The following is a 13,012-nucleotide window of genomic DNA, read 5'->3' as shown; positions in this document are numbered from 1 at the left end:
AGAGGAGCGCGAACTTTCAGATGCCAATCTAGTCGAAAGCCCCCAGAAGGGGAGCAGCGCCTAGCGCCCGCTGGTCGGGATGTCCTTGAAGGCGACGTCCTTGTCGACGCGGATGTCGCCGGGCAGGCCCAGGACGCGCTCGGCGATGATGTTGCGCAGGATCTCGTCCGTGCCGCCCTCGACCCGGGTGGCGGGCGAGCGCAGCAGCATGGCCTGGAACCGCGCGGCGGCCTCGGCGTGGGCGGGATCGAGGATCACCCCGGCCTGACCCTGCAGGTCGAGGGCGAACATCGCCAGCTCCTGCATGGTGGCCCCGGCCACCAGCTTGCCGATCGAGTTCTCAGGCCCGGGGGTCTCGCCCTTGGACAGGGCGCTGATGGCCCGCATGCCGGTGTACTTCAGGCCGCTGGCCTTGACCGCGTACTGGGCCAGGCGCGAGCGGACCATGCGGTCGTCGGCGGCAGGGCCGTCCTCGGTCTGGAAGTTCAGGCAATAGTCGAACAGCTCCGGGAAGCCGGTGGGCATGCCCGAGCCGATCGACAGGCGCTCATTCATCAGGGTGGTGAGCGACACGGTCCAACCCTGGCCCACGGCGCCGAGCCGCTGGTTGTCGGGGATGCGGACCTCGTTGAAGAACACCTCGTTGAAGCCGGACTGGCCATTGGCCTGCTTGATCGGGCGAATCTCGATGCCCGGCGACTTCATCGACAGCCAGAACATGGTCAGGCCCTTGTGCTTGGGCACGTTCGGGTCGGTCCGGGTGATCAGGATGCCGTAGTCGGAATTCTGGGCGCCGCTGGTCCAGATCTTCTGGCCCTGAATGATCCAGTCGCCGGAGCCGTCCGTGGCCTGCTCGGCCTTGGTGCGCAGACCGGCCAGGTCGGACCCGCCGGCCGGTTCGGAGAACAGCTGGCACCAGACCTCGGCGCCGGAGGCCATGGCCGGCAAGAGCTTGCGTTTATGCTCCTCCAGGGCCCAGGCCATCAGGGTCGGGCCGCACATGCCGTGGCCGATGGTGAACAGGCCGCCGAGGGTCCCATAGGCGCCCTCCTCCTGGCCCCAGATCACCCGCTCGATCGGGGTCGCGCCGCGGCCGCCATATTCCTTCGGCCAATGCAGGCAGGCCCAGCCGGCGTCGAACTTCTTCTTCTGCCAGGCCTTGGCGGCGGCGATCGGGTCCTCGCTCTTGAGGCCCATATTGCCGAAGCTCGACTGCTTCAGCTCGGCTTCCAGATGGGTCGGCGCATTGGCGGCGATCCAGGCGCGGACCTCGGAGCGGAACGCGGCTTCTTCGGGGGTGTCGTCGAAATTCATGATCTTGATCCTCAGGCCGCGGCGGGGGCGTCGTTGCGCTGGCGCAGACGCTCGATCAGCAGGTCTTCCCAGGTCGACTGGGAGCCCAGGGCGAGCGCCAGGGCATTGGCGCGGCGGTAGAACAGGTGGCAGTCGAAGGCCCAGGTGAAACCCATGCCGCCGTGGGTCTGGATGTTGTTCTTGGCGCAGTGCTGGAAGGCCTGGGTCGCCGAGACCCGCGCCGTCGCCGCCGCCACCGGCAGCTCTGCCGAGCCGGTGGAAAGCGCCCAGGCGCCGTAATAGGCGTTGGAGCGGGCGAGCGTGGCAGAGACATACATGTCGGCCAGCATGTGCTTCACGGCCTGGAACGAGCCGATCTGGCGACCGAAGGCCATGCGCTCCAGCGCATAGTCGCGCGCCATCTCCAGGGCACGGTCGGCGCCGCCCACCTGTTCGAAGGCCAGCAGGATGGCGGCGCGGTCCAGCACATCGGTGACGATCCGCCAGCCCTGCCCGGCCTCGCCCAGCCGTTCGACCGGGGCGCCGTCAAAGCTCAGCTTCGCCTGGCTGCGGGTGGGATCGATGGTCTCCAGGGTCTCGCGGCTGACGCCCGGTCCGGCGAGGTCCACCAGCCAGAGGGACACGCCCTGGGGTTCGCGCGCCGCCACGATGGCGAGATCGGCGCTGTCGCCGTCCGCCACCGGCAGTTTCACCCCGGTCAGCTTGCCGCCCGAGACCTGGGCCTTGACCGAGGTCTCGCTGACCTTGCCGGGGCCTTCGCCCAGGGCCAGGGTCGCGACCGCCTCGCCGGACGCCAGCCGGGGCAGCCAGGCCGCCTTCTGGGCCTCGGTCCCGGCGATCAGCAGGGCCTCGGCCGCCTGATAGATCGAGGACAGCACCGGGACCGGCGCATTCACCCGGCCCAGCTCCTCGGCGATGACGCAGAGCTCCAGATGGCCCAGGCCGACGCCGCCGAATTCCTCGGGAATCGCCGCGCCGAGGAAGCCCATCTCGCCTAGCCCCTTATAGAGCTTGCGGTCATAGGGCTCCGGCCCTTCCAGGATCGCGCGCACGGCGGAGCTGGGGCACTGGTCGGTCAGGAAACGCCTGACCTGATCGCGCAACTGCTTCTGTTCGTCGGAAAAATCGAAGTTCACCTGAGGCCTCCCAGCCGCGTTCGAGCGGTTCGTGGCGACAATTGAGCGAGCTTTCCCAGGGTCAGTCAAAGCCCTGCTTGCCTGACGTCGCGGCCGGGCGTTCAGCTTGCCGTGATGGGCTGGCGCACGACCGGCCACGAGGGAGACGCACATGGATCTGGGCCTGAAAGACAAGGTCATCTTCGTCGCCGGAGCGAGCCGGGGCATTGGCCTGGGCATCGTCGAGGCCTGCCTGGCGGAAGGCGCCAAGGTGGCGATCACCGCCCGTGGCGCCGAGGCGCTGGAAGAGACCCGCGCCCGGCTGGCCGCCCAGTATGGCGCCGACAGGCTGTGGGCCATGTCCGGCGACATGCGCGACACCGCCACCATCGAGAAGGCCCTGGCCGGGGCCGAATCTGAGCTGGGCCCCATCTTCGGGGCCGTGGCCAATGTCGGCCTGCACCCCTGCCCGCTGGGCGCCGAGGTCGATGACGAGACCTGGGACGCGGGCTTCTCGCAGAACCTGGGCTCGGCCTGGCGCCTGGCGCGCGGCGCCTTCCGCCTGATGTCGCCCCGCCAGGAGGGTGCGATCCTGTTCATCAGCTCGATCGCGGGCCTTGGCGCACTGGGCACGCCGCTCACCTATGGCACGGCCAAGGCCGGCATGAATCACCTGGCCAAGGAGCTCGCCCGGATCGCCGGCCCCGCCAATGTGCGGGTCAACGCCATCGCGCCCGGCAACATCATCTTCCCCGGCGGCGAGTGGGAGGAACGCTCCAACGGCCCCCGCGCCAGTTCCTGGAAGCGCTGGATCGACCGCGAGGTGCCGCTGAAGCGCTTCGGCCATCCGGAAGAGATCGGCTCCGCGGCCGCCTTCCTGCTCTCCCCCAAGGCCAGCTTCGTCCACGGCGCGATCCTGCCCGTTGACGGCGGCCAGACCCGCTGATGTCGGAGCCCGCCATGTACGAACACCTGCAACTCGTGACCGAAGGCGACGTGGTCTTCGCCACCATGAACCGGCCGGACCGGCTGAACGCCCTCAATCCCAAGCTGGTCGAGGAGCTGCGCGACTTCTTCGTCGGCCTGTACTGGCGGCGCGACGTGCGCGTCGTGGTGCTGCGCGGGGCCGGCAAGGCCTTCTGCGCCGGCCTGGATCTGAAAGAGCGCAGCGGCGACAACGCCGACCGCTCCGTGGGCGCGGGCCTGACCGGCCAGCGGCGGATCAGCGAAATCGTCATCGCCATGCGCCGCTGCCCCCAGCCGATCATCGCCTGCGTCGACGGCGCGGCGGCCGGCGGCGGCTTCGCCCTGGCTCTGGCCTCGGACGTGCGCATCGCCACGCCCAGCCTGAAGATGAACGCCGCCTTCATCCGCATCGGCCTGTCGGCCTGCGACATCGGGGTGAGCTACTTCCTGCCCCGCATGGTGGGGTCATCGGTCGCCGCCGAGTACATGCTGACCGGCCGGTTCATCACCGCGGAGCGCGCCTACCAACTGGGCCTGATCAGCAAGATCGTCGAGGCCGACCAGCTGGAGGCCGAGGCCCGCGGCTTCGCGGCCGACATGCTGCACGCCACCCCGCTGGGTCTGCGCCTGACCAAGGAGGCGCTGAACCACGCCATCGACGCCAATGGCCTGGAAGCCGCCATCGCCATGGAGGACCGCAACCAGATCCTCTGCGCCCAGGACGGCGACTTCGGCGAAGGGGTGCGCGCCTTCCTGGAGAAGCGCACGCCGGTCTACGCCAAGCGGGACAGCTGAGACGTCCAGACGCCTCCCCCGCCGCGGCAAGGCTGTCGCATATGAAGGTCGCGCCCCTTCCCCCTCGACCGGGGAAGGCGGCTCGACTCCATAGCCCCCATAGCTAGGGCTTGATCCCCATGGCCTCGAATTTCTCGGCCACTTGCGGATCGATCTCCTTGGCCTCGCGGATCTCCGCCTCCCCGCCCTCGGTCAGGCCCAGCCGCAGCCTGGCGATCCCGCTGCCGTAGTGGGAGTCCGCGCGGGTGTCGTCGGATTGCAGGGCCATTTGGAAGTCCTCCCAGGCCGGGCGCCACCGCGCCATCTTCAGTCCAGCCATGCCGCGCAGGTTCAGGATCTCCGGTGCCTGGGGCTTCAGCTCCACCGCCCGGCTGCAGGCGGCATAGGCCGCGTCCAGCTCCCGGTCGGCCATAAGCCGGCGCCAGCACCGTATCGCGTGGTAGATCACATTGTCCGGGTCCAGCTCGGCCGCCCGGTCATGTTCAGTGATGGCGCGAACCTTGTCGCCCATCCGCCAATAGGCGTCCGCGCGGTTCATCACCGCCGGCGCATAGCTCGGCGCCAGGGCGATCACCTGGGTGAAGTCGGCGACCGCCAGCGGGTATTTCTCCTGGTTCGCATAGACATTGCCCCGGTTCATGAAGGCGTCGACGTTCTTCGGATCAAGCCCCACGGCGCTGGAGTAGTCGGCGACCGCCCGGTCGGGGTCGCCCTTTTCCAGATAGGCGTTGCCCCTCAGGCTGAACGCCGTGGCCGATTTGGGGTCCAGGGCCAGCGCCATGCCGAAATCGCTGATGGCGTGATCATAGTCCTTCTGCAGGATGCGGACCTTGCCCCGCTCCAGCAGATGGGCCGCCTCGTCAGGGTTCATCTTGGACGCCTTGGTGAAATCGGCCGCCGCCAGGTCGTATTTCTCCAGCCGGACATAGGTCTGGCCGCGCGCGCTATAGGCCCCCTCCTGCGGCTTCAGGGCGATCGCCTGGGTGAGGTCGTCGACCGCGCCGGCATAGTCCTGCCCCGCGGTGCGGGCGATGCCGCGGAAGGAATAGGCGCTGGACCGCGCCTCCGCCGACACGTCCCCGGCCTCGACCAGGGCGGTGCAGCTCGCGATCACCTGAGCTGGGGCAAAGGTCTTCTGGTAGTTGTTGCAGCGGTCATAGTCCTGCTGGGGCGGCAGGGCCGACGCCGGCGCCGCCATCCCCAGGCCCAGCCCCACCAAGAGGCCCACCCCGCCCCCAAAACGCCACCGCCCCATCAACACCGCTCCTCCTGCGCCGCACCTGGCGCGCCAGACGGCGATGCTAAGGCGCAAGGCCGCAAACGCCCTCCCCGGTTTGGGGGAACTGCGACGCAACAGGACGCCGACCAACGGCTGCCGCTCCTCCGGGAGAGATAAGAAGCCTTGCCCTCGTCTCTTGCGCGCCTAGGATCGAGTTGCTTTCATAACCATACCCAGGGAGGGCGCGATGGTTGACCTGCCGGATCGACGGTCCGTGGTGATGCTCGCCGCGGGCATGCTCGCGTCGCCGGCCCTGGCGCAGGAGGGACAAACCGTGCGGCCCAGCCGAGTGCGCCACTACGTCATCGCCGCCCGTGACCTGGAGGCGACCTGCCGCCAGCTCTATGACCTGCTGGAGGTCGAGCCGACGCCCAAGCGCGAGGGGCCGGAGCCGACCCTGGCCTTCGGGTTCCGGACCCGCATGATCCGGGTGGGGACCACCCTGATCGAGGTGGTCTCCCCCATTCGCGAGCCGCACCAACTCCACAGCTTCTTCGCCGAGCGAGGCGGCGACGGCGGGTTCATGGTGGTGATGCAGACCTATGATGACGACGCTCTGCTCGCGCGGCGGCCGCCAACGGCCACAAGCTGGCCTTCGAGATCCCGGACTTCCGGGGCCAGCACCTGATGCAGTTCGACTACAAGACCTTCGGCTCACGGTTCGAATTCTACAAGTACACGCCGGAGGACAACTGGTGGGGCGATCCCCTGCACGGCGCCTATAACGACCGCGCGCGGCGGAGGACATCCTGGGCGCCGAGGTGGCCGTGGCCGATCCCGCCGCCATCGCGGCGACGGCGGCGGCGACGTTCCTGGGCGACCAGCAGGGGACAGGCGTGCGGTTCGGCGACCGGCGGATCGACTTCATCCCGGCGGGCGATGGGCCCAAGGGGCTGATGGCCCTGCATCTGAAGGCCCGCGACCGCGCCCGGGCAGGCCAGGTCGCGACGGTCGCCAATGTGACCTTCCGCTTCGTCTGAGGCGTTCGGGTCCAGCCTACCGCAAAGTGGGCTGAACCTCCGCCATCGCCCCCCGATCAGGCCTTGCCGCCCGCCGCGATCAGGGCGTCGATCTGGGCGGACAACACACTGATCGGCACGGCGCCGGTCTTCACGACCGTGTCGTTGAAGCCGCGGATATCGAACTTCGGACCCAGGGCCTGCTTGGCGTGGTCGCGCAGGCGGTTGATCTCATTGTGGCCGACCTTGTAGCCGCAGGCCTGGCCGGGCGTGCCGCAATAGCGGTCGATCTCGCTGGTCATGGCCTGGCGGGTGCGGCCGGAATTGGCCACCGCCCAGTCGATCGCCTGTTCGCGAGACCAGCGCTTGGCGTGCAGGCCGGTGTCGACCACCAGGCGGATGGCGCGGAAACGCTGGGCCTGGAGATAGCCGAGCTGACCCGCCCAGTCGGTCTGGTACATGCCCATCTCGTCGCCCAGTTGCTCGGCATAGAGCGCCCAGCCCTCGACATAGGCGTTGAAGCCCGACAGCAGGATGCGGATCAGCGGCAACTGGCCGGTCTCGGTCAGATAGGCGCCCTGCCAGGCGTGGCCCGGAATGGTCTCGTGATAGGTCAGGGACGGCAGGGAGAACTTCGGCCAATTCTTCGTCGACTTCAGATTGATGTAGTAGGTCGAGGGCCGGGAGCCATCGAGCGAGCCGGTGTTCATATAGCCCTGGCCGGCGCCGTCCTGGATGTCGGCGGGCACCCGCTTCACATCGACCGGCGCCTTGAGCTTCAGGTTGAACTGGGTGGCGAGCTTGGGCCGCACATCGGCGATCAGCTGGTTCAGATAGGCCAGGACCTGGGCGCGCCCGGCGTCATCGTCCGGGAACAGGAACCGCGGATCATTGCCGAGCGCGATCATCCGCTCGCCGACCGTTCCCTGGGTGAGGCCATTGGCCTTGAGGATCGCGTCCATCCGGGACTCGATGGCCTTGTTCTGCTCGAGCCCGGTCTGGTGGATCTGCTCGGCGGTCATGTCGGTGTTGGTGCCGGCCTTCAGCAGCCAGCCGTAATAGGCCTCGCCGTCCTTGAACCGCCAGACGCCGGCGTCGTGCGTCGACTTGGGCTGCAGGGCCTTGAGCGTCTCATACTGGCGGGTGAGCGCGGGATAGATCTCGCTGGAGACGATCTTGGTCGCCTGGCCCGACCAGTCGCCGGGAATGCCCTTGGCCTTGGCGCGGCCGGCGAGCGAGGAGACAAACCGGGCGTCGGCGGCCGGAACGGCCAGCATGCCGCTCATCTGGCCCAGCATGTTCGACATGATGAAGTCGGGCGCGATCACCCCCAGGCCGGCGTCGCGCTTCACGCGCTCGGTCTCCTGGTCGAGGGCGACGGCGACCCCGTGCAGACGGGCCAGATAGGCGTCACAGTCGGCGGCCGTGGCGATGGTGTGCTGGCTGTCGAGGAATTCACGGCGCCGGAATAGGTCCCGCCCTGCTGGCTGACCACATAGGGGGTCGAGGCCTCGCTCATGGCGGACTGGAAATTGTTCTCGCCGAACGCGAAGGGCTTGGCCTCGAGACCCAGCTCCATGGCGTAGGCCACCACGTCCTTGTTCAGCTTCACGGCCGGCGAAAGCCCGGCGTCCGGCAGGGCCTTGAGGGACTTGAGCCCCTCCTCGCAGAACCGGTGCTTGGCCTCCACGCCGGCCCAGGAGGAGTCCGATAGCTTCGACTTGCGCCAGGCGTAGGCGCCGGTGTCGAGGCCGAGGCTGGTGGCGAACTCGGGCGCCTCGTCGAGCATCCGCACGCAGGTCTTGTCGAAGAAGGCGTTGGCGGCCGCATCGCCCGAGGCGGCGAGCGCCAGGCCCGGGGCGGCGGTGGCGAGGCCCGCGGCGGCGCCGCTCAGCAGCAGTTGGCGACGATCGAGGCTCATGGGGCGTCTCCTGGAATCCTGGAAGCGGACCCTAGGTAGGGGGCCCGGCCGGCGCTAGTTACCAGAATGTAACCTGTGACACCCGCGACCGATCCCGCCGCCCCGCGCCAGACTGCTGACAGTTTTTGGTCCGCCCCTCGGCCAGGATCGCCTGCCCGCGCGCCAGATCACGTCGCGCGGGCCAGGGCGCGGGATTTGTTCACTTATTGTTCCTGTGTTATCTGTGAGTCCCGACACTACATTAGGCGGTCCCGCGGGCGTCCTCGGCGGGGAAGAGCGTTCCAGGAAATCATGGCCGAACAGCTGAACTTCATCCGCGTGCGCGGCGCGCGTGAGCACAATCTGAAAGACGTCAATGTCGACATCCCGCGCGGCGAGCTGGTCGTGCTCACCGGGCTGTCGGGATCGGGCAAGAGTTCGCTCGCCTTCGACACCATCTACGCCGAGGGCCAGCGGCGCTATGTCGAGTCGCTGTCGGCCTATGCGCGCCAGTTCCTGGAGCTGATGAGCAAGCCGGACGTGGACCTGATCGAGGGTCTGTCGCCGGCCATCTCCATCGAGCAGAAGACCACCAGCCGCAATCCGCGCTCCACCGTCGGCACGGTCACCGAGATCCACGACTATATGCGCCTGCTCTGGGCGCGGGTGGGCGTGCCCTATTCGCCGGCCACCGGCCTGCCCATCGAAAGCCAGACCATCAGCCAGATGGTCGACAAGCTGACCATGCTGCCCGAGGGCGAGCGGATCTATCTGCTGGCCCCGGTGATCCGCGGCCGCAAGGGCGAGTACCGCAAGGAGATCGCCGAGTGGCAGAAGGCGGGCTTCCAGCGCCTGAAGATCGACGGCGAGTTCTATCCGATCGAGGACGCCCCCACCCTCGACAAGAAGTTCAAGCACGACATCGACATCGTCGTGGACCGGCTGGTCACCAAGCCGGGCCTGGAGAGCCGCTACGCCGACTCGATCGAGACCGCCCTGAAGCTGGCCGACGGCATCGCCGTGGCCGAATGGGCCGACAAGCCCGAGGGCGACGCCGAACCGCGCCGCATCCTGTTCTCCGAGAAGTTCGCCTGCCCGGTCTCCGGCTTCACGATCAGCGAGATCGAGCCCCGGCTGTTCTCGTTCAACAACCCCTATGGCGCCTGCCCGGTCTGCGACGGCCTGGGCATGAAGCTCGCCTTCGACGCCGACATGGTGGTGCCGGACAAGGACAAGACCCTGCACAAGGGCGCGATCTCGCCCTGGGCCAAGGGCCCCTCGCCGCTTTACACCCAGACCCTGCAGGCTCTGGCCGCCCACTACGACTTCTCGATGGATGTTCCGTGGTGGAAGCTGCCGGACGAGGCTAAGAAGGTGGTGCTCTACGGGTCCGGAACCCAGAAGATCCACTTCATCTATGACGACAACGCCCGCAAATACGAGGTCAACAAGACCTTCGAGGGCGTGCTGCCGAACCTGGAGCGTCGCTGGCGCGAGACGGATTCCTCCTGGGTGCGCGAGGAGCTCGGCCGCTACCAGTCCGAGACCCCCTGCGAGGCCTGCCACGGTTTCCGCCTGAAGCCCGAGGCCCTGGCGGTGAAGATCGATGGCCGCCACGTGGGTGAGGTCTCCCTGCTCTCCATCCGCCACGCCGGCGAATGGTTCGAGAACCTGGAGAACGTGCTCACCGCCAAGCAGATGGAGATCGCCCGGCGGATCCTGAAGGAGATCAATGATCGCCTGCGGTTCCTGGTGAACGTCGGCCTCGACTATCTGAACATGTCGCGGGCCTCCGGCACGCTGTCCGGCGGCGAAAGCCAGCGGATCCGCCTGGCCAGCCAGATCGGCTCGGGCCTGACGGGCGTGCTCTATGTGCTGGACGAGCCCTCCATCGGCCTGCATCAGCGCGACAACACCCGCCTGCTCACCAGCCTCAAGGGCCTGCGCGACCTCGGCAACTCCGTGCTGGTCGTCGAGCATGACGAGGAGGCGATCCTCACCGCCGACTATGTGATCGACATGGGCCCGGCCGCCGGCGTCCACGGCGGCGAGATCGTGGCCGAGGGCAAGCCGGCCGATATCATGGCCAATCCCAAGAGCATCACCGGCCAGTATCTGTCGGGCGTGCGCGAGATCGAGGTGCCGGAGGACCGCCGGCCGATCTCCAAGAAGAAGGTGCTGCGGGTCATCGGCGCGACCGGCAACAACCTCAAGAATGTGACGGCGGAGATCCCGCTGGGCACCTTCACCTGCATCACCGGGGTGTCGGGCGGCGGCAAGTCGACCTTCACCATCGAGACCCTCTACAAGGCCGCCGCGCGGCGGCTGCACAACGCCTCCGACGCCCCGGCCCCGCATGAGCGCATCGAGGGTCTGGAGCAGTTCGACAAGGTCATCGACATCGACCAGTCGCCGATCGGCCGCACCCCGCGCTCGAACCCGGCCACCTATACCGGCGCCTTCCAGCCGATCCGCGACTGGTTCGCCGGCCTGCCCGAGGCCAAGGCCCGCGGCTACGGACCGGGGCGGTTCAGCTTCAACGTCAAGGGCGGCCGCTGCGAGGCCTGCCAGGGCGACGGCCTGATCAAGATCGAGATGCACTTCCTGCCGGACGTCTACGTCACCTGCGATGTCTGCCACGGCAAGCGCTACAACCGGGAGACCCTGGAGATCCTGTTCAAGGGCAAGTCGATCTCCGACGTGCTGGACATGACCGTCGACGAGGCCTTCGAGTTCTTCAAGGCCGTGCCGCCGGTCCGCGAGAAGATGGCCACCCTGCAGCAGGTGGGGCTGGGCTATGTGAAGGTGGGCCAGCAGGCGACGACGCTCTCGGGCGGCGAGGCCCAACGGGTGAAGCTGTCGAAGGAGCTGTCACGCCGGGCTACCGGCAAGACCCTCTACATTCTGGATGAGCCCACGACCGGCCTGCACTTCGAGGACATCAAGAAGCTGCTCGAGGTGCTCCACGAGCTGGTCGACCAGGGCAACACTGTGGTGGTGATCGAGCACAACCTCGATGTCATCAAGACCGCCGACTGGCTGGTCGACTTCGGGCCCGAGGGCGGCGACGGCGGCGGCGAGATCGTCGCCACAGGCACGCCCGAACAGGTCGCCGCCATCCCCCGCAGCTGGACGGGCCGCTATCTCGCCGAACTCCTCGAACGCCACGCCCAGCGGCGCGGCGAGCGGCGCAAACGGGTCGGGGCGTAAAATCTCCCTCCCCTTCATGGGGAGGGAGTCAAATCGCCGACGCGAAATAGATTGCGCGCCATCTTCCCTCAAACAATTGTTTGAAATAGCCTCCCCCGATTGTTTGAAGAATAGGGAGGACACCCATGATCCTGTATGGCGCGCCCATGCCGGCGCCGAACCCGCGCCGCGTGCGCATGTTCCTGGTCGAGAAGGGAATCGATCTGCCCGAGACCAAGATCGACATGATGAAGCGGGAGCATAAGAGCGAGGAGTTCCGCGCCAAGAACTCCATGGGCCAGATCCCCACCCTGGAGCTGGACGACGGGACCTGCATCTCCGAGACGGTCGCCATCTGCCGCTATTTCGAGGAGACCAACCCCTCCCCGCCCCTGTTCGGGACCACGGCGGTGGAGAAGGCCCTGGTCGACATGTGGATCCGCCGGATCGAGTTCACGGTCATGACGCCCGTCGGCAATTTCTGGCGCCACGCCCACCCGCGCACGGCGGCGCTGCTCACCCAGTACAAGGACTTCGGGGAGTCTAATCGCGAGACCTACAAGGGCGCGCAGAAGTGGCTGAACCGGGAACTGGCGGGCCATGAGTTCGTGGTCGGCGACAGCCTGACCATGGCCGACATCTGCCTGCTCTCGACGGTCGACTTCGCCGACTGGATCGGCCTGCCGGTTGAGGAAGAGTTCGAAAACCTGGTCGCCTGGCGCGCGCGGATGAAGGCGCGGCCGAGCGCCGACGCCTAGGACTTGGGCGCGGTCGCCGTCTGATAGGCGGTGACCGCCACCCCGGCCAGCAGCACCAGCCCCACGGCGCTCAATCCGCCCTGCAGGGCGGCGTTGACCAGGTTGGCCACGGGGCCGAGCTCAGCGAGCGACTTCTGGCCCGTGGCCACGGTCATCAGGACGCTGACGATCAGGAAAATGACGCCCAGGCCCATGGCGGCCAGGACCAGGAAGACCAGCACCAGCAGCAGGGAGAGCAGCAGCTTGCCGGCCATGCCGCGGCTGAGCGGCCAGGCCTGGCGCAGGCGCAACCCGCCCTGTTCGAAGCTCATGGGACCGGCCAGGGTCAGGCGCAGGGCGTACCAGGCCCACAGCGCCAGCAGCGCGGACGCGGCCGCCAGGACCGGGGGCCCGGGGGCGAACCGGGAGAGCGGCGCGATGATCAGCACCGCGGGGGCCAGGCAGGCGACGGCGACCGCCAGCAACCTCTGTTCGTCGGCGCCCAGGCGAAGATAGGCCAGCCGCCGGGCGTCCGGCCGCAGGAAGGCGCGATAGGCGGCCCCGGTCACGGCCAGGCCGACCAGCAGATTGACCGCGATGGCGACCATGTGGACCGCCGCGCCCTGGCCTGAGGCCCAGACCAGCAGGACGGCGGCGAGCGCCGAGATCAGCACCCAGACGGCCGCGGCGCGCGGCTCGCGCTTGATGAGGTCGAATCCGTGGGCGGCGGCGATCGAGGCGTGCAGCGCGGCCATGGG

12 protein-coding genes are annotated in these 13,012 nt (G+C 68.0%); 6 read left to right on the top strand and 6 right to left on the bottom strand.

Features of this window, described 5'->3' with window-relative positions:
* Nucleotides 1-60 precede the first annotated feature (60 nt).
* Together MQH10_RS14365 and MQH10_RS14360 are read right to left on the bottom strand one after the other, a co-directional pair.
* A complete protein-coding gene (locus MQH10_RS14365; RefSeq protein ID WP_242564721.1) occupies nucleotides 61-1,314 on the bottom strand; it encodes an acyl-CoA dehydrogenase family protein in 1,254 nt (417 codons plus the stop codon).
* Between the two features lie 11 nt (nucleotides 1,315-1,325).
* Nucleotides 1,326-2,450, bottom strand: a complete 1,125-nt coding sequence (locus tag MQH10_RS14360; RefSeq protein WP_242564720.1) for an acyl-CoA dehydrogenase family protein — start codon at nucleotides 2,448-2,450, stop codon at nucleotides 1,326-1,328.
* Nucleotides 2,451-2,601: 151 nt separating this feature from the next.
* Between MQH10_RS14360 and MQH10_RS14355 the strand changes: the two genes are divergently transcribed.
* Together MQH10_RS14355 and MQH10_RS14350 are read left to right on the top strand one after the other, a co-directional pair.
* Nucleotides 2,602-3,375, top strand: coding sequence for an SDR family NAD(P)-dependent oxidoreductase (locus MQH10_RS14355; RefSeq protein WP_242564719.1), 774 nt, complete (start codon nucleotides 2,602-2,604; stop codon nucleotides 3,373-3,375).
* Nucleotides 3,375-4,190, top strand: coding sequence for an enoyl-CoA hydratase/isomerase family protein (locus tag MQH10_RS14350; RefSeq protein ID WP_242564718.1), 816 nt, complete (start codon nucleotides 3,375-3,377; stop codon nucleotides 4,188-4,190). The genes MQH10_RS14355 and MQH10_RS14350 overlap by 1 nt, the downstream gene beginning before the upstream one ends.
* Before the next feature lie 103 nt (nucleotides 4,191-4,293).
* Here the strand turns inward: MQH10_RS14350 and MQH10_RS14345 are convergent, their stop codons facing one another.
* Nucleotides 4,294-5,445 (bottom strand): tetratricopeptide repeat protein, encoded by a 1,152-nt coding sequence (locus MQH10_RS14345; RefSeq protein WP_242564717.1) that lies wholly within the window; start codon nucleotides 5,443-5,445, stop codon nucleotides 4,294-4,296.
* A gap of 211 nt (nucleotides 5,446-5,656) precedes the next feature.
* Between MQH10_RS14345 and MQH10_RS14340 the strand changes: the two genes are divergently transcribed.
* Nucleotides 5,657-6,097: a VOC family protein gene (locus tag MQH10_RS14340; RefSeq protein WP_242564716.1), complete on the top strand. Its 441-nt coding sequence runs from the start codon at nucleotides 5,657-5,659 to the stop codon at nucleotides 6,095-6,097.
* Nucleotides 6,098-6,236: 139 nt separating this feature from the next.
* Entirely contained in the window at nucleotides 6,237-6,449 is a 213-nt protein-coding gene (locus MQH10_RS14335) for a hypothetical protein (protein WP_242564715.1), read from the top strand.
* A 56-nt stretch (nucleotides 6,450-6,505) separates the two neighbouring features.
* Here the strand turns inward: MQH10_RS14335 and MQH10_RS14330 are convergent, their stop codons facing one another.
* Nucleotides 6,506-7,831, bottom strand: a complete 1,326-nt coding sequence (locus MQH10_RS14330) for a DUF885 domain-containing protein (protein WP_242564784.1) — start codon at nucleotides 7,829-7,831, stop codon at nucleotides 6,506-6,508.
* Entirely contained in the window at nucleotides 7,777-8,349 is a 573-nt protein-coding gene (locus MQH10_RS14325; protein WP_242564714.1) for a hypothetical protein, read from the bottom strand. Before MQH10_RS14325 ends, MQH10_RS14330 begins: the two co-directional genes overlap by 55 nt.
* Before the next feature lie 291 nt (nucleotides 8,350-8,640).
* On the opposite strand from MQH10_RS14325, the gene uvrA reads away from it, so the two are divergent.
* Together uvrA and MQH10_RS14315 are read left to right on the top strand one after the other, a co-directional pair.
* Nucleotides 8,641-11,538, top strand: a complete 2,898-nt coding sequence (uvrA, locus tag MQH10_RS14320; protein WP_242564713.1) for an excinuclease ABC subunit UvrA — start codon at nucleotides 8,641-8,643, stop codon at nucleotides 11,536-11,538.
* A gap of 125 nt (nucleotides 11,539-11,663) precedes the next feature.
* Nucleotides 11,664-12,275, top strand: a complete 612-nt coding sequence (locus MQH10_RS14315; RefSeq protein ID WP_242564712.1) for a glutathione S-transferase family protein — start codon at nucleotides 11,664-11,666, stop codon at nucleotides 12,273-12,275.
* Here MQH10_RS14315 and MQH10_RS14310 read toward each other — a convergent pair.
* A complete protein-coding gene (locus MQH10_RS14310; RefSeq protein WP_242564711.1) occupies nucleotides 12,272-13,009 on the bottom strand; it encodes a hypothetical protein in 738 nt (245 codons plus the stop codon). The genes MQH10_RS14315 and MQH10_RS14310 overlap by 4 nt on opposite strands.
* Between the last annotated feature and the right edge of the window lie 3 nt (nucleotides 13,010-13,012).

The organism is Phenylobacterium aquaticum, from assembly GCF_022695515.1.
In the GTDB taxonomy this organism is placed as follows: Bacteria; Pseudomonadota; Alphaproteobacteria; order Caulobacterales; family Caulobacteraceae; genus Phenylobacterium; species Phenylobacterium aquaticum.
This window is presented reverse-complemented; position numbering and strand designations above follow the sequence as displayed.

Excerpts from the sequence above, each read along its gene's own strand:
- MQH10_RS14365 (WP_242564721.1), bottom strand. The coding sequence starts at position 1,314 with ATGAATTTCGACGACACCCCCGAAGAAGCCGCGTTCCGCTCCGAGGTC.
- MQH10_RS14355 (WP_242564719.1), top strand. The coding sequence starts at position 2,602 with ATGGATCTGGGCCTGAAAGACAAGGTCATCTTCGTCGCCGGAGCGAGC.
- MQH10_RS14350 (WP_242564718.1), top strand. The coding sequence starts at position 3,375 with ATGTCGGAGCCCGCCATGTACGAACACCTGCAACTCGTGACCGAAGGC.
- MQH10_RS14345 (WP_242564717.1), bottom strand. The coding sequence starts at position 5,445 with ATGGGGCGGTGGCGTTTTGGGGGCGGGGTGGGCCTCTTGGTGGGGCTG.
- MQH10_RS14340 (WP_242564716.1), top strand. The coding sequence starts at position 5,657 with ATGGTTGACCTGCCGGATCGACGGTCCGTGGTGATGCTCGCCGCGGGC.
- MQH10_RS14325 (WP_242564714.1), bottom strand. The coding sequence starts at position 8,349 with ATGAGCCTCGATCGTCGCCAACTGCTGCTGAGCGGCGCCGCCGCGGGC.
- uvrA (WP_242564713.1), top strand. The coding sequence starts at position 8,641 with ATGGCCGAACAGCTGAACTTCATCCGCGTGCGCGGCGCGCGTGAGCAC.
- MQH10_RS14315 (WP_242564712.1), top strand. The coding sequence starts at position 11,664 with ATGATCCTGTATGGCGCGCCCATGCCGGCGCCGAACCCGCGCCGCGTG.
- MQH10_RS14310 (WP_242564711.1), bottom strand. The coding sequence starts at position 13,009 with ATGGCCGCGCTGCACGCCTCGATCGCCGCCGCCCACGGATTCGACCTC.